Genomic DNA, 18,443 nt, shown 5'->3' with positions numbered 1-18,443 from the left:
CCATCAGAATTCGATGCCCTGCTGGGCCTTCACGCCGGCCGCGAAATGGTGCTTCACGACCGTCATCTCGGTGACGAGATCGGCCGCCGCGATCAGCTCCGGCTTGGCGTTGCGCCCCGTGACGACGACGTGCAGGTCCGGCCGGCGGGCCGAGAGCGCGGCCACCACCTCGTCCAGCGGCAGATAGTCGTAGCGCAGCGCGATGTTGAGCTCGTCGAGCACGACCAGCCGGATCGCCGGGTCGGCCATGAGCTCCTGCGCCTTGCGCCATGCAGCCTCGGCGGCGGCGACGTCGCGGGCGCGGTCCTGCGTCTCCCAGGTGAATCCCTCGCCCATCGTGTGCCAGCGCACGAGGTCCTGGAAGCGCTCGAGCGCATGGCGCTCGCCGGTGTCCCACGCGCCCTTGATGAACTGCACCACGCCGATCGGCCAGCCATAGCCCAGCGCGCGCATCGCCAGCCCGAAGGCGGCCGTCGACTTGCCTTTGCCCGGCCCCGTGTTGACCATCAGGAGCCCCTTGGACTTGATGGTCTTGGAGGCCACCTCGGCGTCCTGCACGGCCTTGCGCTTGGCCATCTTGTCGCGATGGCGGCGCTCGGCGTCGGTTTCGGCCGGGGCGCTGTCGGAGGCGTCGGTCATGGTCGGTCTCGCGGTCGGGCGGACATCAAGAGCATGGGCCGGGAGCGGCGCGCAAGACGGATCCGGGGCCGGAGGGCCGCTTCATTGACAGGCGTCGGCCCGCGCGCCTATCACTGGGGCCGTGAAGGTCCCTCGCATGAGGGTGAATAGGGAATGCGGTGAGGGTGGCTCCGGGCCAGCCGATTCCGCAGCTGCCCCCGCAACTGTCAGCGGGTAGCCGCGCGCCACAGGCCACTGGACCGGTCCACCGGTTTCGGGAAGGCGGCGCGAGGCGCCGATCCGCGAGCCAGGAGACCTGCCTTCACGACGACTGAGCTTCGGGCGGGGCGCCCCGGAGCGGTTCGACGGCCCATGGCCGCCTGGATCGGGGACGCGACGCGTTCCCGCATGCGCCCGACATGATGCGCCTCACGGCGCGGGAGATCCGGGACGCATGGCCGACACCACGATCCATATCTGCGTGACCTGCCGGGCCGCCGAGGACCCGCTCGAAGCCGAGCAGGGCCGCGCCGGGGCGCGCCTGCACAAGGCGGTCGCCGATCTCGCGGCCGCGCGCGGCGCGCCGGTGCGGGTGGTCGGGGTGGAATGCCTCAGCGTGTGCAAGCGCCCCTGCACGGTCGGCTTCGCCGCGCCCGGCAAGTGGACCTATGTGTATGGCGACTTCCCCGCCGAGACCGGCGCCGACACCATCCTGGCCGGCGCCCTGCTCTACGCCGAGGCGGGCGACGGCCTCATTCCCTGGAAGCAACGTCCCGACGCCCTGAAGAAGGGCGTCGTCGCCCGCACGCCGCCGCTCGCGCCGGCGTCGTCCCCCGTTCCCCCGCTCGCCGAGGCCGCAGAATGACCGCCACGCCGCATGCCGCCCTGCAGAAAGTCCCCGTCACCATCGTCACCGGCTTCCTGGGCGCCGGGAAGACGACGCTGATCCGCCATGTGCTGGAGAACGCCGGCGGGCGTCGGCTCGCTCTGGTGATCAACGAGTTCGGCGACGTCGGCGTGGACGGCGACATCCTGCGCTCCTGCGGGGTGGAGAGCTGCCCGGAGGAAAACATCGTCGAGCTCGCCAACGGATGCCTGTGCTGCACGGTGGCGGACGACTTCATCCCCGCCATCGAGGCGCTGCTGGCGCATGAGCGCCGGCCCGACCACATCATCGTCGAGACCTCCGGGCTGGCTTTGCCCAAGCCGCTGGTGAAGGCCTTCGACTGGCCGCCCATCCGCTCGCGGCTCACCGTGGACGGCGTCATCGCGGTGGTGGACGGCGCCGCCGTGGCGGCCGGCCGCTTCGCCGACGACCCCGCCAAGCTCATGGCCCAGCGCGAGCAGGACGGCGCGGTGGACCACGACAACCCGCTGGAGGAGGTCTACGAGGACCAGCTCCTCTGCGCCGACCTCGTGGTGCTGAACAAGGCCGACCTGCTCGACGCCGACGATCTCGCCCGCGTGACGGCCGAGATCGGCGCGGCGACGCCCCGCTCGGTCAAGATCGTGCCGACCCGCGAGGGCCGCATCGAGGCCGACCTGCTGCTGGGCGTCGGCGCCGCCGCCGAGGACGACCTCGCCCAGCGCCCTTCGCATCACGACGACGAGGAGGGGCACGACCACGACGACTTCGACAGCTTCGTGGTCGAGATGCCGGCGGTGTCCGACCCCGCCGCGCTGGTCGGCCGCCTCGCGCGCATCGCCGAGGATTTCGACGTGCTGCGCATCAAGGGCTTCCTGGAGGTGTCCGGCAAGCCGATGCGGCTGCTCGTGCAGGGCGTGGGCTCGCGGTTCCGCCACCAGTTCGACCGGCCCTGGGCGCCCGGCGAGGCGCGCCGCGGCCGGCTCGTGGTGATCGGCGAAAAGGGCGTCGACCGCGCCGGCGTCGAGGCCGCGCTGGCCGATCCCGTGGCGGCCTGAACGGAGCCGGCATGCACCTGCTGCGCACGGAGACGCGAACGCTCGACGCGGCGGAAGCCGCGGTCGACCTTGCGCAGTCTCCGGCGGACCTGGTGTTCCTGTCCTTCACGGACAGCGACCTGAACGCCCTGTCGCAGGCCTGGGAGGACGGGGCCGGCCGCTATCCCGACCTGCGCGTCGCCGGCCTGGCGCAGCTCAAGCACCCCTATTCGGTCGACCTCTACGTCGCCAACGTCGCCTGCCGGGCGCGGCTGGTGCTGGTGCGGCTGCTCGGCGGCCTCGACTATTGGCGCTACGGCGTCGAGGAACTCGCGGCCGCGGCCCGCCGCGACGGCTTCCACCTCGCGGTGGTGCCGGGCGACTACCGGCAGGACGAGCGGCTCGACGCCGCCTCGACGCTGCCCGCCGAGGACCTGCGGCGCCTCTGGGGGTGGTTCCACGAGGGCGGCCCCGACAATCTGGCGCAGTGCCTGGCCTTCCTGTCCACCCGCATCGGCCGTCCCCTGGGGTGGCGCGAGCCGGCCGCCGTCCCGGCCATGGGGGTCAGCGCCGAACTCAGCCGGGCCGGCCCGGCGCCGGACGCGCCGCGGGCTCTCGTCACCTTCTACCGGTCCGTCCTGATGGCGGCCGATACGGCCCCCATCGCGGCGCTGGCGGACGCCCTCGCCGAGCGCGGCTTTGCGGTCACCAGCGCCTTCGCGTCGAGCCTCAAGGACCCCGCCGCCGCGGCGGGACTGTCGCGGCTGCTCGCGCGCGAGACGCCGGACGTCATCCTCAACGCGACCGCCTTCTCGGGCCGGGCCGACGCCGGGCCGGGCGTGCTCGACGAGGCCGACGCGCCCGTGTTCCAGGTGATGCTGTCGGGCTCGCGCCTGGAGGCGTGGCGCGAGACGAGCCGTGGGTTGAGCGCCGCCGACCTCGCCATGAACGTCGTTCTGCCCGAGCTCGACGGGCGCATCATCGCCCGGGCGATCTCGTTCAAGGCGGAGGCGCCCCGGCGCGAGCGGCTGGAGTTCGCCAGCCTCGTCCACCGGCCGGAGCCGTCGCGCGTCGCCGCCGTGGCGGACCTCGCCGTCGCCTGGGCGAGGCTGCGGCGCACCCCCCCGGCGGAGCGCCGCGTCGCCTGCGTGCTGTCGGACTATCCGCACAAGGGCGGCCGGGCCGGCTATGCGGTCGGGCTCGACACGCCGGCCAGCGTCCGCGCCATCGCCGAGGCGCTGCGGGGAGCCGGCTACGCGGTGGGCGAGGCCCTCGACGGCGCGCTCCTGATGGACAGGCTGACGGCCGGCGAGCCGGCGGACTCCCCCGGCTGGGAGCGCATGTCCGTCGCCGACTACGCCGCCCATTTCGGCGCCCTGCCGCAAGCCCTGAGGGACGCGATCACGGCCGCCTGGGGCGATCCCGCCGACGACCCCGCCGTTGCGAACGGCGCGTTCCGGTTCAGGGTGGCGCGCTCCGGCGCTCTCCTGGTGGCGCTGCAGCCGCCGCGCGGGCGGCCGCAGGACCGCAAGGCGGACCACCACGACGCCAACCTGCCGCCGCGGCACCTCTATGTGGCGTTCTACGCCTGGCTGAGGACCGTCGCGGACGTCCACGCCATGATCCATTGCGGGGCGCATGGCACGCTGGAATGGCTGCCCGGCAAGGCCGTCGCGCTGTCGCGCGACTGCGCGCCCGAGGCGGTGCTGGGCCCCATGCCGGTCGTCTATCCGTTCATCGTCAACAACCCGGGCGAGGCTGCGCAGGCGAAGCGCCGGATCGCGGCCGTCACGGTGGGCCACCTCACGCCGCCTCTGGCGGAGGCCGGCCAGCACGGCGCGGCGGCGGAGCTGGAGGCGCTGTTCGACGAATATTCCGACGCCCAGGGCCTCGACGCCCGCCGCGCCCGGCTGATCGCGGCCGCGATCCTGGAGCGCGCCGTCGAGACGGGCCTCGCCGCCGAGGCGGGCGTCTGCGACGTCGCCGATCCCGAGGACGGGCTGCAGAAGCTCGACGCCTGGCTGTGCGACCTGAAGGAGGCGCGGATCGGCGACGGCCTGCACGTGTTCGGTCGCTCGCCCGAGACGGGCCCGGCCGGCGCGCTGGCCTCCGGCCCTGCCGAGACGGCGGCGCTCCTGAAGGCTCTGGACGGCCGCTTCGTCGAGCCCGGCCCCGCCGGCGCCCCCTCGCGCGGGCGCGACGACGTGCTGCCGACCGGGCGCAACCTGTTCAGCGTGGATCCCCGCTCCATCCCCACCCGCACGGCGTGGGAGATCGGCAAGCGCACCGCGCAGGAGATCGTCACGCGCTACGCCCAGGACCATGGCGACTGGCCGCGGCGGATCGTGCTCGACCTGTGGGGCAGCGCCACGATGCGCACCGGCGGCGACGAGATCGCCCAGGCGCTGGCGCTTCTCGGCGTGCGGCCGGTCTGGGATCACGCCTCCTCGCGGGTGTCGGGCTTCGAGATCCTGCCGCCGGCGGTGTTCGGCCGGCCCCGGGTGGACGTCACCCTGCGCATCTCCGGCCTGTTCCGCGACGTCTTCCCAGGCCAGATCGCGCTCTTCGACGACGCCGTCCGGGCCGTCGCCGAGCTGGACGAGGACGACGACGAGAACCCGCTCGCCGCCGCCCGGCGCGCCTCGACGGCCGAACCGCTGCGCATCTTCGGGACCGCGCCGGGAGCCTACGGGATCGGGCTCGGGCGCGTCCTGGCCGAAGGCGCCTGGGAGAGCCGCGACGAACTCGGCGCCGCCTATCTGGCGGCGAGCTCGCACGCCTATGGCCGCCGATCCGACGGGTCCTCGGCGCCCGCCGCCTTCGGCGAGCGCGTGGCCAGCGCCGACGCCTTCGTGCATGTGCAGGACATGGCGGAGCAGGACGTGCTCGATTCCGACGCCTTCGCCGAGCATGAGGGCGGCTTCGCCGCCGCCGCGGCCAGCCTCGGCTCCACGCCGGCGCTCTACCACGCCGACACGGCCGCGCCGGAGCGCACGCGGGTGCGCACGCTGGCCCAGGAGGTCGCCCGGACCCTGCGGGCGCGGGCCACGAACCCGCGCTGGCTGGAAGGCCAGATGCGCCATGGCTGGCGCGGCGCGTCCGAGATCGCCGAGACGGTCGACAACCTCTTCGCCCATGCGGCGCTGGCGGAGGTCGTGGAGAGCCGGCAGTTCGACATGATGTTCGACGCGGCCTGCGGGGACGATCGCGTCCGCGCCTTCCTGGTCTCGGCCAATCCGGCCGCCGCGCGCGCCATCGCGGACCGGTTCGACGAGGCGCAGCGGCGCGGGTTCTGGCGCCCCAGGCGCAACTCCACGGCCACGATCCTGGCCGAGATGCGCGCGGACGGGGGCGCGCCGTGACGGCCGCCTCGCTGCGCAAAGGCTGGTGCCCGGGCGCCCGCCGCCCGATGCTGACCGGCGACGGCCTGCTGGTGCGGCTTCGCCTCACCGGCGGCGTCGTCCCCGCCCCCCTGGCGCGGGCCGTCGCGGACTGCGCGCGCCGCTTCGGCAACGGCGCGCTGGATCTCAGCGCCAGAGCCAACCTGCAGCTGCGCGGCGTCTCCGACGCCCGTTTCGGCCCCCTGACGGAGCGGCTCGAGGCGCTCAGCGTGCTCGACCAGGACATGGACGGCGAGGCGGTGCGCAACGTCGTCTCCAGCCCGCTCGCCGGGCTCGACCCCTCGGCCCTGGTCGACGTTCGGCCCGTCGTGGAGGCGCTGGAGCGCCACCTCGCCGGCGACGCGGCGCTGCACGCGCTGCCGGCCAAGTTCGGGTTCCTGGTCGACGACGGCGGACGTTTCGGCCCAAGCGACGTCGCGGCGGACGTGCGTTTCGAGGCCCGGCCGGGGCCGAACGGCCCTGTCTTCGCGGTCGGCCTCGGCGGCGACCGGCGGGGCGCCGTCATGCTGGGCGCCTGCGCCCCCGGCGCCGCGCCCGACGTGGCGGCGGCCCTGGCCCGGACCTTCATCGCCCTGCGCCGGACCGGCACCGACCTGCCGCGCCGCATGGCGGCCATGCTGGCCGTGACCGGGGCGGAACCGTTCCGGGCCGCCGCGGAGGTCAGCGAAACGCCGGACGCCCCTGTTCCCGAGCGTCGGCCCGCGCAGCCCCTCGGCTACGCGGATCTCGGCGGCGGCATGGGCGCGATCGGGTTCGGCGCGCCGTTCGGCCGCTGGGCCGCCGACGACCTCGACAGGCTCGCCGGCATGGCCGAGCGCTACGGGCCGGGCGAGCTGCGCCTCACGCCCTGGCGCGCCATCATGGTCCCGGTTCGCCACGAACGGCTCGAGGCCGAGCCGGGCGGCGCGCAGCCGGCCGTGGCGCGGCTGCTTCGATCTTCCGGCTTCATCGTCGATCCCTCCGACCCGCGGCTCGCGGCGGCCGCCTGCCCGGGCGCGCCCGACTGCGCCAGCGCGACCACGGCGACCCGCCGGGACGCCGCCCTGCTGGCGCAAGCGGCGCGCGGGCTGGCCCCGTCCGGCGTCACCCTGCATGTGTCGGGTTGTCCGAAAGGCTGCGCCCGTCCGGACGCGACGAACGTGGCGCTCGTCGGCCGGAACGGTCTATACGACCTCATCCGCCATGGCCGGGCCGACGGGGACCCGGTCCGCCGCGGGCTGACCGCCTCCGAGGCGCGGGACCTGATCGAGCAGATGGGACACAGCGTTGAGTGACCGCACCGACTACATCCGCGAGGGCGCGGAGATTTACCGGCGCTCCTTCGCGATCATCCGGTCGGAAGCCGACCTGGCGCGCTTCACCCCCGAGGAGGAGGTCGTGGCCGTGCGGATCATCCACGCCTGCGGGATGGTGGAGACCGCCGCCGACATCGTGTTCACCCCCGGCGCCGTGGCGGCGGGACGCGCCGCGCTGCGGGCCGGCGCGCCGGTCCTGTGCGACGCCCGGATGGTGGCCAACGGGGTCACGCGCGCCCGGCTGCCGGCCGACAACGAGGTGATCTGCACGCTCGACCATCCGGAGACGCCGGCGCTGGCCGCCCGCATGGGCACGACCCGCTCGGCCGCAGCGATGGAGTTCTGGCGCGACCGCATGGGCGGCGCGGTGATCGCCATCGGCAATGCGCCCACTTCGCTCTTCCGGCTGCTCGAGATGCTGGACGAGGGGGCGCCCCCGCCGGCGGCCGTGATCGGCATGCCGGTCGGCTTCGTGGGCGCGGCGGAATCCAAGGACGCGCTCCTCGCCGACGGCCGCGCGCCGTCGCTGGTGGTGCGCGGGCGCAAGGGCGGCAGCGCCATGGCGGCGGCCGCCGTCAACGCCCTCGCGAGCGAGCGGGAGTGAGCATGGAGCCGCTCCCCTCTCCCTCCGCGGGCGTTCTGCACGGCGTCGGGCTCGGCCCGGGCGACCCGGAGCTCCTCACCGTCAAGGCCGTCAAGGCCGTGCAGTCGAGCCCCGTCGTGGCCTATTTCTGCAAGAAGGGCCGACGCGGCAACGCCCGCACCATCGTGGAAAGCTGGCTGAAGCCGGGCAGCGAGGAGCTGCGGCTCGTCTATCCGATGACCGTCGAGGCGCCCTTCGACTCACCTGAGTATGTCGCCAGCCTGTCGGGCTTCTACGCCGAGGCGTCGGAGGCCATCGCGGCCCATCTGGACGCCGGGCGCGACGTGGCGCTGCTGTGCGAGGGCGACCCTCTCTTCTATGGCTCCTTTATGCACATCTATATGCGCCTGCGGGACCGGTTCCGGGTCTCGATCTGCCCGGGCGTGACCGGCATGTCGGGCTGCTGGACCGCGGCGGGCGCGCCGATCACCTGGGGAGACGACGTGCTCACCGTCCTGCCGGGCACGCTGAGCCGCGACGCGCTCGTGGCGCGGCTCGCCCGCACCGACGCCGCCGTGGTGATGAAGATCGGCCAGAACTTCGCCAAGGTCCGCGCCGCCATCGCGGACGCCGGGCTGCTGTCGCGCGCCATCTATGTGGAGCGCGGCACCATGGCGGAGCAGAAGATCCTGCCGCTCGCCGAAAAGCTCGACGACGAGGCGCCCTATTTTTCGATGATCCTGGTCCCGGGCGAGGGACGGCGTCCATGAGCGCCGGACCGGGCCGCCTCGTGGTGGCGGGCCTCGGCCCCGCCGGGCCGGACTGGCTGACGCCGGAGGCCTCCCAGGCGCTCGCCGACGCGACCGACGTCGTCGGCTACGGCCCCTATGTGGACCGCGTCCTCGAGCGGCCGGGCCTCGTGCGCCACGCCAGCGACAACCGCGTCGAGGTGGACCGCGCCCGCCACGCGCTGACGCTCGCCGCCGAGGGGCGGAGCGTCGCCGTCGTCTCGGGCGGCGATCCGGGCGTGTTCGCCATGGCGTCGGCCGTCTTTGAGGCGGTCGAGGCCGGTCCGGCGGAGTGGCGCGGCCTCGACATCCGGGTGCTGCCGGGCGTCAGCGCCATGCAGGCCGCAGCCGCCCGGCTCGGCGCGCCGCTGGGACACGACTTCTGCGCCATCTCGCTGTCCGACAACCTGAAGCCCTGGTCCGTCATCGCGCGCCGGCTCACGGCGGCGGCGCAGGGCGATTTCGTAATCGCCCTCTACAACCCCGCCTCGAAGGCCCGCCCTGGGCGAATCCACGAGGCCTTCGCGCTGCTGCGGGCCTGCCAGGACGGCGCCGCGCCGGTCGCCTTCGCGCGGGCGGTGGGGCGCCCGGACGAGCGCATCGTCCTCACCACCCTGGCGCAGGCCGACCCGGCTCTGGCCGACATGAGCACCCTCGTGCTCGTCGGGTCCAGCGAGACGCGGCTGCTGGAGCGGCCGGGGGCGGACCGGCCCTGGCTCTACACCCCGCGCAGCTACGGAGCCGGGCGGTGAGCCTCCAGCCAGGCCATCACGGCCTCGACGTCGTGCAGCCGCGGGACATCGGGAGCGGGCGGCCGCGCCACCATTACGACCGGAACGCCGAGCCGGCGCGCCGCCTCCAGCTTGGCGGAGGTCGCGCCGCCGCCGCTGTTCTTGGTGACGACGACGTCGACGCCTGTCCGGCGCATCAGCTCCTCCTCGTCGTCGACCCCGAAGGGGCCCCGCGCCAGCATGAGCTCGCGCCGGGGCAGCCGCTCCAGCCCGTCCGGCGGGTCGATGCTGCGCACCACGTAGCGGTGCTGCGGAGCCGCCGCGAAGGCCGGCAGGGAGAGGCGGCCCACGGTCAGGAACACGGTGCGAGGCTCGGGCCCGAGCGCCTCGACGGCCTGGTCCATGTCCGGCGCCTCGATCCAGCGGTCGCCCTCGCCGGGCGTCCAGGCCGGGCGGGTGAGGACGACCAGCGGGGTCCCGGCCTCGGCGCAGGCCAGGGCGGCGTGGCGGGACATCTGCGCCGCGAACGGGTGGGTGGCGTCCACCACGGCATCGAAGCCGTCCCGGCGCAGGACCTCGGCGAGGCCCGCCGGTCCTCCGAACCCGCCGATGCGCGTCCGCAGCGGGGCCGCCGCCGGCGCGCTGGTGCGCCCGGCCAGCGAAAGCACGGCGTCGATGTCGGGCCGGCCGGCGAGGCGGCGCGCCAGCGCGCTCGCTTCCGTCGTTCCGCCCAGGACCATGACGCGCATCGATCGAACCCATCCCGGAGGCCCGCATGACGCCGGACCCGGAGGCCGCGCCGCAGCGCTGGCTGTCGATCGTCGGCATCGGCGAGGACGGCCTCGACGGCCTCTCTCCTGCCGCACGCCGGCTGATCGAGCAAGCGGAACTCGTGGTCGGCGGAGAGCGGCACCTCGCCTTCGTCGAGGGGGTCGGCCCCGGCCGGCGCATGACGTGGCCGTCGCCGCTGACCGACGCCGTCCCGCGCATCCTGGAGCAGCGCGGCCGGCCGGTCTGCGTCCTGGCCAGCGGCGACCCGTTCTTCTATGGGGTCGGGGCCACCCTGGCGCCCCATGTGGACGCCGAGGAGGTGGTCTGCCTCCCGGCCCCGTCGGCCTTCAGCCTGGCGGCGGCCCGGCTCGGCTGGGCCCTGCAGGACTGCGCGCTGGTGTCGCTGCACGGCCGCGCCTTCGAGCGGATCGCCCCGCATCTGCAGCCCGGCGCGCGCATCCTGGCGCTGTCCTGGGACGGCTCGACCCCGGCCCGCCTCGCCGCGCATCTCAGCGCCCACGGCATGGGGCGCTCGCGCCTCACCGTCTGCGAGGCCATGGGCGGCCCCCGCGAACGGCTCACCACAATGGCGGCGCAGGACTTTGCGCTCCAGGAGGTCGATCCGCTCAACCTCGTCGCGGTCGAAATCGTGGCGGACCGCGACGCCGCAGTCCTAAGCCTCGCGGCCGGGCTGCCCGACGCCCTGTTCGAGACGGACGGGCAGATCACCAAGCGCGAGATCCGGGCCATGACGCTGTCGGCTTTGGCGCCGCGACGAGGCCAGCTCCTCTGGGACGTGGGCGCCGGCTCGGGCTCGGTCGCGGTGGAGTGGATGCTGCGCCATCCCGCCAACCGCGCCGTCGCCGTCGAGGCCCGGCCGGACAGGGCCGCCCGCATCGCCCGCAACGCGCTGGCGCTCGGCGTGCCCGACCTTTCGATCCGCGAGGGCCGCGCGCCGGCGGCGCTCGACGGCCTTCCCCCGCCCGACGCCGTGTTCGTCGGCGGCGGCGCGACCGATCCCGCGGTGCTCGACGCGGCCTGGGCGGCCCTGCCGGACGGCGGGCGGTTCGTGGTCAATGCGGTGACGCTGGAGACGCAGGCCGAGCTCATCGCCCGGCATCGGCGCTTCGGCGGCGACCTCGTCTCCGTCCAGATCGCCCGGGCTGACGCGGTCGGGCCGTTTCATGGCTGGCGGCCGGCCATGCCGGTCGTCCAGTGGGCGGTCAGCAAGGGACCGGGGCGGCCATGAGCGCCGGCCCGGCGCTGGCCATCGGGGTGGGCTGCCGCAAGGGCTGCGCGGCGGAGGCCGTCGCCGCGCTGGTGCGGCGGGTCCTGTCCCTGCACGCCGGGGCGGCGGACGGGACGGCGGCGCTGTTCACCATCGTGGACAAGCAGGCCGAACCCGGCATCGCGGCCGCCGCCGTCGCGCTGGGGCTGCCGCTCGTCTATCTGCCGCGCGCCGCGCTGGAAGCGGCCGCGCCCGCTGCGCTGACGCGCTCGGAACGGGTGGTCGCCTTGTTCGGCGTGCCATCCGTGGCCGAGACGGCGGCGCTGGCCGGGGCCGGGCCGGGATCCCGGCTGCTGGCGCCGCGCGTCAGCCAGGACGGCGCGACCTGCGCCATCGCGGTTTCGCAAAGGGGAGAGCGGTCATGACCGTGCATTTCATCGGCGCCGGCCCGGGCGCGCCGGACCTCATCACGGTGCGCGGGCGCGACCTCGTGGCCCGATGCCCGGTCTGCCTCTACGCCGGCTCGCTGGTGCCGCGCGAGATCCTGGCGCATTGCCCGCCGGGGGCGCGCATCGTCGACACGGCGCCGCTGTCGCTGGAGGCGATCGCCGCGGAGTATGAACGCGCCGAGGCGGCGGGCCAGGACGTGACGCGCCTCCACTCCGGCGACCTCTCCGTGTGGAGCGCCATGGGCGAGCAGCTGCGGCTGTTGCGCGAGCGCGGGATCGCCTACACGATCACGCCGGGCGTGCCCTCCTTCGCGGCCGCTGCGGCGGCGCTGGGGCGCGAATTGACGCTGCCCGAAGTGGCCCAGTCGGTGGTGCTCACCCGCACCTCCGGGAGCGCCTCGTCGATGCCGGAAGGCGAGACGCTGTCGGCCTTCGCCCGGACCGGCGCGACCCTGGCGATCCACCTCTCCGTGCACGCGCTCGACCGCGTCGTGGCGGAGCTGACGCCGCATTACGGGCCGGACTGCCCGGTGGCGATCGTGTACAGGGCGTCCTGGCCGGACGAGCGCATCCTGCGCGGGACGCTGGGCGACATCGCCGCGGAGGCGGCCCGCTCGCCCATGGAGCGCACGGCCGTAATCCTGGTCGGGCGGGCGCTGGGCAGCGAGGATTTCCGCAACAGCGCCCTCTATGACGCCGACTATGCGCGCCGCTTCCGCACGCCCGGCTGGCGCGGAACGGGCGAAGCCTAGCTTTTGAGGCTCCACATCTAGAGCATCATCCCACCAAGCAGACACCGGTTGGTGGAAAAAGATGATGCCTTATCAAGGAACGAGAGCGGCCGACCTGATGCAATCAGGTCGGGACCCGATCTAGACCCGCCTGAACGGCGTGCGGGCCACGAGCGCGCCCTGGCGGTCGAAGACCACGACCTCGAGCTGCGCATCCGCGCCGGCCAGCGCCTTGGCGGCGGTGCGCCACGCCGCCTCGGCCACCGCGGCGGGCAGGTCCACCCGCGCGTCCCGGGCGCGCTGAAGCACTTCGTTGGCCGCGTTCGCGGTCTCGGCGGCGCGGGCCAGGTCCTCGCCCCCGCCCGCGTCGCGGATGCGGTCCGCCAGCCAGCCGAGATCGACCTCGCCGCGGCGCGAATGCAGGTCCAGGAGCCCCTGGCCGAGCTTCGTCATCTTGGCGAAGCCGCCCGCCACCGTGACGCGCCGCACGGGGTGGCGGCGGAGATATTTCAGCATGCCGCCGACGAAGTCGCCCATGTCGATCAGGGCGGCGTCCTCCAACCCGTGCAGGCGCTGGACGGCGGCCTCCGAGGTCGAACCGGTCGCGCCCGCCACATGGTCCAGCCCCACGGCCCGGGCCACGTCGACGCCGCGGTGGATGGTGTGGATCCAGGCCGCGCAGGAATAGGGCGTGACGATGCCGGTGGTGCCCAGGATGGAGAGCCCGCCCACGATGCCGAGCCGGCCATTCAGCGTGCGCTGCGCCAGCGCCTCGCCGCCCGGGATGGAGATCTCGACCACGACGTCGCCGGGCGCGCCCAGCAGGGCGGACGCCTCGGCCACCGCCAGGCGCATCATCTCCCGCGGGACCGGGTTGATGGCCGGTTCGCCGGGCGGAATCGGCAGGCCCGGGCGGGTGACCATGCCGACGCCCGGTCCGGCCCTGAAGGTCACGCCGGTGCCCGGCGGCCCGCGGCGCACCGTCGCGACCACCAGGGCCCCATGGGTGACGTCCGGGTCGTCGCCGGCGTCCTTGACGACGCCCGCCGTCGCGGCCTCTCCCGAAAGCCCGGTCGTCGCCAGCGCGAAAGCGGGCCGCGAGCCGTTCGGCAGGGCGATGGCGACGGGGTCGGGGAAATGGCCGGTGACGAGCGCCTCGAACGCGGCGCGGGTGGCGGCCGTCGCGCAGGCGCCCGTGGTCCAGCCCCGGCGCAGCTGGGGATGGGGACGCTCGGTGTCGCTCGGGGGCTCGCTCATGCCCGGACGCTCATCGCCGAAAGCTCATGGCCGAAAGCTCATGGCTGCGGTCCTAGCGCGATGCGGCCAAGGCGCAAAGCTCTTCTCGCAAGAGCCTTGAAGGCCCAGCCGCTTTCGCGCAGGGATACGGCATGACTGCGCATCCCACGCCCGGCCTCGTGATCGTCGCCCCCCGCTCGTCGAGCGGCAAGACCACCGTGACCCTCGGACTGTTGCGGGCCTTCGCGCGGCGGGGCCTGCGCGTCACCGGCGCGAAATGCGGGCCGGACTACATCGACCCCGCCTTCCACGCCGTCGCGACCGGCCGCCCGAGCCTGAACCTGGACGCCTGGTCGATGCCGCCGGCGCTGTTGTCGGGCCTCGCCGCGGGCGTGACGGCCGACGCCGACCTGGCGCTCTGCGAGGGCCTCATGGGCCTGTTCGACGGCGTACCGGCGGCGCCGGGCCGCTCGGGATCCTCCGCCGACGTCGCCGCCGCGCTGGGCTGGCCGATGCTGCTCGTCCTGGACGTGAGCGGCCAGTCGCAGTCCGCCGCCGCGATCGTGAAAGGCTGCGCGACCTATGACGCGCGGGTCCGGCTCGCCGGGGTGGTCGTCAACAAGGCTGGCAGCGCCCGCCACATCAGGCTGGTGCGCGACGCGGTGGAGGCGCTGGGCGTTCCCGTCTTCGGCGCCCTGCCCCGCTCGGAGGCGATCAGCCTGCCGGAGCGCCATCTCGGGCTCGTGCAGGCGAGCGAGACGAGCGGCCTCGACGCCCGCCTCGACGCCATGGCGGACCTGGTCGAAGCCCATCTGGATCTCGACGCCATCCGGGCCTCCGCCCGCCCTTCCCCCTTCGAGTCGACCGGGGCGGACCGATCGGACGGACTGGCCCTGCGCCCGCCCGGGCAGCGGATCGCGCTGGCCCGCGACGACGCCTTCTCGTTTATGTACCCGCACCTGCTGCAGGGCTGGAGGGCGGCCGGGGCCGAGGTCCTCCCCTTCGCGCCGCTCGCGGACGAGCCGCCGGCGTCCGACTGCGACGTCTGCTGGCTTCCCGGCGGCTACCCGGAGCTGCATGCGGGACGGCTGTCCGCCAACCGCCAATTCCTGGAGGGCCTGCGGGCCTTCGCCGAGACCCGGCCGGTGCATGGCGAGTGCGGCGGCTACATGGCGCTGGGCCGGACCCTGACCGACGCCGCCGGCGTGGAGCACCCGATGGCCGGGCTCCTGGGCGTGCGCACGAGCTTCGCCCGACGCAAGATGAATCTCGGCTATCGCGACGCGGCGCTCGCCGAAGACGGGCCGCTAGGCCGGGCCGGCGCGCGCCTGCGCGGGCACGAGTTCCATTACGCCAGCGTCACCGATCCGGGCGACGACGCCCCGTTCGCGACGGTGACGGACGCGTACGGGTCCGCTCCCGCCCCGTCCGGCAGCCGGCGGAGGCTCGTGACGGGCTCCTTCTTCCACGTCATCGCGCGCGCCGACTGACGCGCGCTCCCCCCTCTCGAGAACAGCGGCCCACGCCCATGCGCACCGACATCATCGACCTTCCGCCCGACGTCCCCGGCTCCCGCCGCAGCCTGACGGCGCTGCGCTTCGGCGCGCCCGGCGCCCGGCCGCTGGCCTATGTGCAGGCGGCGCTGCACGCCGACGAGATCCCCGGCATGATGGCGGCCCACCATCTGCGGGCCGAGCTGGAGCGGCTGGAGGCCGAAGGCCAGATCGTCGGCGAGGTCGTGCTCGTGCCGGTCGCCAACCCCATCGGGCTCGGCCAGCGCGTGCTCGGCGGCAAGATCGGCCGGTTCGACCTCTCCGACGGCCTCAACTTCAACCGCGGCTTCCCGGCGCTCGGCCCCGCGGCGGCCAAGCGGGTCGAGGGACGGCTGACCGACGACGCGGCCCGCAACGTCGCCATCGTCCGGGACGCGCTGCTCGAGGCGCTGGCGGCCGAGCCGGCCGAGACGGCGGCCCAGCAACTCAAGCACGCGCTGCTGCGGCTGGCGCTTCCGGCCGACATCGTGCTCGACCTGCATTGCGACAGCGAGGCCGCGCTGCACCTCTACACCCTCACCCCGCTGGCCGGGATCGGCGAGGAGCTGAGCGCCGAGCTCGGCTGCCGCGCCCTGCTGCTCGCCGACGTCTCGGGCGACGACCCGTTCGACGAGGCCGTGACCCGGCCCTGGGTGGACGTGGCCGCGGCCGCGGGCGGCCGTCCAACGCCGCTGGCCTGCTTCTCCTGCACGGTGGAATTGCGCGGGACCTGCGACGTCAGCGACGCGTTCGGGCGCAGCGACGCCGCCGCCCTGGTGCGCTTCCTGCGCCGGCGCGGCGTGATCGCGGGCGAGCCGGGCCCCCTTCCCGAAGCCCTCTGCGCCGCGACCGAGCTGGCGGCGTCCGAGCCGCTCACCGCGCCGGTGGCGGGCGTGGTGTCCTACCTGCGGGAACCGGGCGACAGGGTGGCGGCGGGCGAGGTCGTGGCCGAGCTCATCGACCCTTTGACCGGCGCGGTCACGCCGGTCGCAAGCGCGCAATCCGGCGTGCTCTTCGCGCGGTCGGCGGCCCGCTTCGCGACCCCGGGCCAGCGCCTCGGCAAGGTCGCCGGGACGGTCCCGACCCGCCACGGCAAGCTCCTCAGCCCCTAGGGGCGCCGCGCCGCTAGACGGCGACCTGCGAGCCGACCTCGATGGTGCGGCCCGTCGGGATGCGGAAATGGTCGCTCATGTCGCTGGCGTTGCGGGCCAGCCGGATGAACAGCTTGTCCTGCCAGGCCGGCATCAACGACCGGGCGGACGGGCGCAGCGCCCGGCGGGAGATGAAGAAGGACGTGCTCATCACGTCGAAGGTCAGGCCCAGCGCCCGGCAGGCCACGAGAGCCTTCGGCACGTTCGGCGTCTCCATGAAGCCGAAGCGCAGCGTGACGCGCGAGAAGCTGGCCGACACGGGCTCCAGCGTCGCCCGTCGCTCCGGGGCCACGCGCGGCGCGTCCTCGGTGACCACGTGGAGGATCAGGTTCCTCTCATGCAGCACCTTGTTGTGCTTGAGGTTGTGCAGCAGCGCCGCCGGCGCGTTGTCGGGGTTGCCGGTGAGGAACACGGCCGTGCCCTTCACGCGCTCCGGGGAGCGCTTCTCGAGCGCGGCGATGAACTGCGCCAGCGGAACCTCCTCGCGCCGCGCCTTGTCGCTGAGGATGGACGCGCCGCGGCGCCAGGTCAGCATCACGACCATCAGGGCGGCGCCGACCGCCACCGGCATCCAGCCGCCTTCCACCAGCTTCAGCGCGTTGGCGAAGAGGAACGCCGCGTCGATGGCCAGGAAGGGCGCGATCAGCAGCGCGGACGCGGCCGGAGACCAGCCCCACACGCGCCAGAGCACGAAGAACGCCATCACGGCCGTCACCACCATGGTGCCGGTCACCGCGATCCCATAGGCCGAGGCCAGCGCGCTGGACGACTTGAAGGCGTAGACGAGGAACACCACCGCCAGCAGCAGCATCCAGTTGATGCGCGGGATGTAGATCTGCCCCTTCTCGGTCTCGGAGGTGCGGCGGATGTCCATGCGCGGCAGAAGCCCGAGCTGGATCGCCTGCTGGGTGAGCGAGAACGCGCCGGTGATCACCGCCTGGCTGGCGATGATGGTCGCCATCGTGGCGAGGACCACCATCGGGATCAGCGCCCAGGCCGGATAGAGCAGGTAGAACGGGTTTTCCAGCGCCTCGGGCCGGTCCAGCAACAGGGCGCCCTGGCCGAGATAGTTCAGCGCCAGCGACGGCAGCACGAGGCAGAGCCATGCGGTCTGGATCGGCTTGCGGCCGAAATGGCCCATGTCGGCGTAGAGCGCCTCCGCGCCGGTGACGGCCAGGAAGACCGCCCCGAGCGCAAAGAGCCCCGCCACGCCGTGCTGCGCCAGGAAGGCCAGGCCATGCACGGGGCTGATCGCCGCCAGGATCGCCGGAGAGCGAAGAATGTGGACCGCGCCGCCGATCGCCATGGCGGCGAACCAGACGGCCGTGATCGGCCCGAAGACGAAGGCGACCGCCGCCGTGCCGCGGCTCTGGACGGCGAAGAGCAGCACCAGGATCCCGAGGCTCAGCGGGATCACGTAAGGCTCGAAAGCCGGCGTCGCGAGGTTGAGGCCCTCGACGGCCGACAGCACCGAGATCGCCGGCGTGATCATGGCGTCGCCATAAAAGAGCGCCGCGGCCGTCATGCCGAGGATCGGGATCAGCCGCGCCTGATGTCCAATGGCGCGCTGGACCAGCGCCATCAGGGTCAGGGCGCCGCCCTCCCCGTCATTGTCCATGCGCAGGATCAGCAGGACGTATTTCAGCGTCACCACGACGATCAGCGCCCACAGCACGAGCGAAACCACGCCGTAGATCATCTCCGACGTCAGCGCGCCGCCGCCGGCCGCGGCGACGAGGCTTTCCTTCAGGGCGTAGAGCGGGCTGGTGCCGATGTCGCCATAGACGACGCCGACGCTGCCCAGCATCATGGTCCAGAAGCCGGCCCGGGCGGGGCCGTGAGGGGAGTGAACGACGGGCGGCCGTTCGGTCGACGGCGCCTCTGCGACGATGCTCATCACGATGAACCCTGCCGCGCGGATCAACCCGCGCATCCCGGCATCTAGGCGTCATCCGGGGCGCTCGCAGCCATGGAGCGGGTTTTCAAGGCCTTTCACATATGACTTTCCTATACGCTCTCGAACCGGC

General features: G+C 73.9%; 16 protein-coding genes and 1 riboswitch. Of the genes, 12 read left to right on the top strand and 4 right to left on the bottom strand.

Going from position 1 to position 18,443, the window contains the following annotated elements; translation table 11 throughout:
• Window positions 1-3: 3 nt before the first annotated feature.
• The gene (gene cobO / locus ABEG18_RS02060; RefSeq protein ID WP_406856437.1) at window positions 4-639 is read right to left on the bottom strand and encodes a cob(I)yrinic acid a,c-diamide adenosyltransferase; all 636 of its coding nucleotides are present in this window, start codon (window positions 637-639) and stop codon (window positions 4-6) included.
• A gap of 108 nt (window positions 640-747) precedes the next feature.
• A riboswitch (cobalamin riboswitch) is annotated at window positions 748-957 on the top strand.
• A gap of 115 nt (window positions 958-1,072) precedes the next feature.
• Here cobO and ABEG18_RS02055 point away from each other — a divergent pair.
• From ABEG18_RS02055 to cobJ, 7 genes are read left to right on the top strand one after another with little or no spacing between them, the layout of a single operon-like run.
• Window positions 1,073-1,483 (top strand): DUF1636 family protein, encoded by a 411-nt coding sequence (locus tag ABEG18_RS02055; RefSeq protein ID WP_406856436.1) that lies wholly within the window; start codon window positions 1,073-1,075, stop codon window positions 1,481-1,483.
• Entirely contained in the window at window positions 1,480-2,541 is a 1,062-nt protein-coding gene (cobW, locus tag ABEG18_RS02050; RefSeq protein ID WP_406856435.1) for a cobalamin biosynthesis protein CobW, read from the top strand. Before ABEG18_RS02055 ends, cobW begins: the two co-directional genes overlap by 4 nt.
• An 11-nt stretch (window positions 2,542-2,552) precedes the next feature.
• Complete coding sequence (gene cobN, locus ABEG18_RS02045; RefSeq protein WP_406856434.1) at window positions 2,553-5,882, top strand: cobaltochelatase subunit CobN; 3,330 nt, start codon at window positions 2,553-2,555, stop codon at window positions 5,880-5,882.
• A complete protein-coding gene (gene cobG, locus ABEG18_RS02040; protein WP_406856433.1) occupies window positions 5,879-7,195 on the top strand; it encodes a precorrin-3B synthase in 1,317 nt (438 codons plus the stop codon). The genes cobN and cobG overlap by 4 nt, the downstream gene beginning before the upstream one ends.
• Window positions 7,188-7,820, top strand: a complete 633-nt coding sequence (locus ABEG18_RS02035; protein ID WP_406856432.1) for a precorrin-8X methylmutase — start codon at window positions 7,188-7,190, stop codon at window positions 7,818-7,820. Before cobG ends, ABEG18_RS02035 begins: the two co-directional genes overlap by 8 nt.
• Window positions 7,821-7,822: 2 nt before the next feature.
• Window positions 7,823-8,569, top strand: a complete 747-nt coding sequence (locus ABEG18_RS02030) for a precorrin-2 C(20)-methyltransferase (protein WP_406856431.1) — start codon at window positions 7,823-7,825, stop codon at window positions 8,567-8,569.
• Entirely contained in the window at window positions 8,566-9,339 is a 774-nt protein-coding gene (gene cobJ / locus ABEG18_RS02025; RefSeq protein ID WP_406856430.1) for a precorrin-3B C(17)-methyltransferase, read from the top strand. The genes ABEG18_RS02030 and cobJ overlap by 4 nt, the downstream gene beginning before the upstream one ends.
• Here cobJ and ABEG18_RS02020 read toward each other — a convergent pair.
• Window positions 9,321-10,067 carry a cobalt-precorrin-6A reductase gene (locus ABEG18_RS02020; RefSeq protein WP_406856429.1) on the bottom strand — a complete coding sequence of 249 codons (747 nt, stop codon included), beginning with the start codon at window positions 10,065-10,067 and terminating at the stop codon, window positions 9,321-9,323. The two genes, cobJ and ABEG18_RS02020, sit on opposite strands and share 19 nt — an antisense overlap.
• 26 nt (window positions 10,068-10,093) lie before the next feature.
• On the opposite strand from ABEG18_RS02020, the gene cbiE reads away from it, so the two are divergent.
• Genes cbiE through cobM form a run of 3 tightly spaced genes read left to right on the top strand, consistent with a single transcriptional unit; the run spans window position 10,094 to window position 12,518 of the window.
• A complete protein-coding gene (gene cbiE, locus ABEG18_RS02015; RefSeq protein WP_406856428.1) occupies window positions 10,094-11,338 on the top strand; it encodes a precorrin-6y C5,15-methyltransferase (decarboxylating) subunit CbiE in 1,245 nt (414 codons plus the stop codon).
• On the top strand, window positions 11,335-11,742 hold the full coding sequence (locus ABEG18_RS02010) for a cobalamin biosynthesis protein (protein WP_406856427.1): 408 nt from the start codon (window positions 11,335-11,337) through the stop codon (window positions 11,740-11,742). The genes cbiE and ABEG18_RS02010 overlap by 4 nt, the downstream gene beginning before the upstream one ends.
• A complete protein-coding gene (cobM, locus tag ABEG18_RS02005; RefSeq protein ID WP_406856426.1) occupies window positions 11,739-12,518 on the top strand; it encodes a precorrin-4 C(11)-methyltransferase in 780 nt (259 codons plus the stop codon). Before ABEG18_RS02010 ends, cobM begins: the two co-directional genes overlap by 4 nt.
• A gap of 120 nt (window positions 12,519-12,638) precedes the next feature.
• Here the strand turns inward: cobM and ABEG18_RS02000 are convergent, their stop codons facing one another.
• On the bottom strand, window positions 12,639-13,754 hold the full coding sequence (locus tag ABEG18_RS02000; RefSeq protein ID WP_406856425.1) for a cobalt-precorrin-5B (C(1))-methyltransferase: 1,116 nt from the start codon (window positions 13,752-13,754) through the stop codon (window positions 12,639-12,641).
• A 131-nt stretch (window positions 13,755-13,885) separates the two neighbouring features.
• Between ABEG18_RS02000 and ABEG18_RS01995 the strand changes: the two genes are divergently transcribed.
• A complete protein-coding gene (locus tag ABEG18_RS01995; protein ID WP_406856424.1) occupies window positions 13,886-15,223 on the top strand; it encodes a cobyrinate a,c-diamide synthase in 1,338 nt (445 codons plus the stop codon).
• Between the two features lie 38 nt (window positions 15,224-15,261).
• Entirely contained in the window at window positions 15,262-16,377 is a 1,116-nt protein-coding gene (locus ABEG18_RS01990; RefSeq protein ID WP_406856423.1) for a M14 family metallopeptidase, read from the top strand.
• A 13-nt stretch (window positions 16,378-16,390) separates the two neighbouring features.
• Here ABEG18_RS01990 and ABEG18_RS01985 read toward each other — a convergent pair whose 3' ends face one another.
• Window positions 16,391-18,307, bottom strand: coding sequence for a potassium transporter Kup (locus ABEG18_RS01985; RefSeq protein WP_406858514.1), 1,917 nt, complete (start codon window positions 18,305-18,307; stop codon window positions 16,391-16,393).
• Between the last annotated feature and the right edge of the window lie 136 nt (window positions 18,308-18,443).

Source organism: Alsobacter sp. KACC 23698 (assembly GCF_045348435.1).
Taxonomy (GTDB): Bacteria; Pseudomonadota; Alphaproteobacteria; order Rhizobiales; family Beijerinckiaceae; genus Alsobacter.
The sequence above is the reverse complement of the archived record's forward strand: the minus strand, read 5'-3'. Positions and strand labels throughout refer to the sequence as shown.

Coding starts and splice junctions, on each gene's coding strand:
- cobW (WP_406856435.1), top strand. CDS start 1,480: ATGACCGCCACGCCGCATGCCGCCCTGCAGAAAGTCCCCGTCACCATC.
- cobJ (WP_406856430.1), top strand. CDS start 8,566: ATGAGCGCCGGACCGGGCCGCCTCGTGGTGGCGGGCCTCGGCCCCGCC.
- cobM (WP_406856426.1), top strand. CDS start 11,739: ATGACCGTGCATTTCATCGGCGCCGGCCCGGGCGCGCCGGACCTCATC.
- cbiE (WP_406856428.1), top strand. CDS start 10,094: ATGACGCCGGACCCGGAGGCCGCGCCGCAGCGCTGGCTGTCGATCGTC.
- ABEG18_RS01990 (WP_406856423.1), top strand. CDS start 15,262: ATGCGCACCGACATCATCGACCTTCCGCCCGACGTCCCCGGCTCCCGC.
- ABEG18_RS01995 (WP_406856424.1), top strand. CDS start 13,886: ATGACTGCGCATCCCACGCCCGGCCTCGTGATCGTCGCCCCCCGCTCG.
- ABEG18_RS02010 (WP_406856427.1), top strand. CDS start 11,335: ATGAGCGCCGGCCCGGCGCTGGCCATCGGGGTGGGCTGCCGCAAGGGC.
- cobN (WP_406856434.1), top strand. CDS start 2,553: ATGCACCTGCTGCGCACGGAGACGCGAACGCTCGACGCGGCGGAAGCC.
- ABEG18_RS02030 (WP_406856431.1), top strand. CDS start 7,823: ATGGAGCCGCTCCCCTCTCCCTCCGCGGGCGTTCTGCACGGCGTCGGG.
- ABEG18_RS02020 (WP_406856429.1), bottom strand. CDS start 10,067: ATGCGCGTCATGGTCCTGGGCGGAACGACGGAAGCGAGCGCGCTGGCG.
- ABEG18_RS02055 (WP_406856436.1), top strand. CDS start 1,073: ATGGCCGACACCACGATCCATATCTGCGTGACCTGCCGGGCCGCCGAG.
- cobO (WP_406856437.1), bottom strand. CDS start 639: ATGACCGACGCCTCCGACAGCGCCCCGGCCGAAACCGACGCCGAGCGC.
- ABEG18_RS02000 (WP_406856425.1), bottom strand. CDS start 13,754: ATGAGCGAGCCCCCGAGCGACACCGAGCGTCCCCATCCCCAGCTGCGC.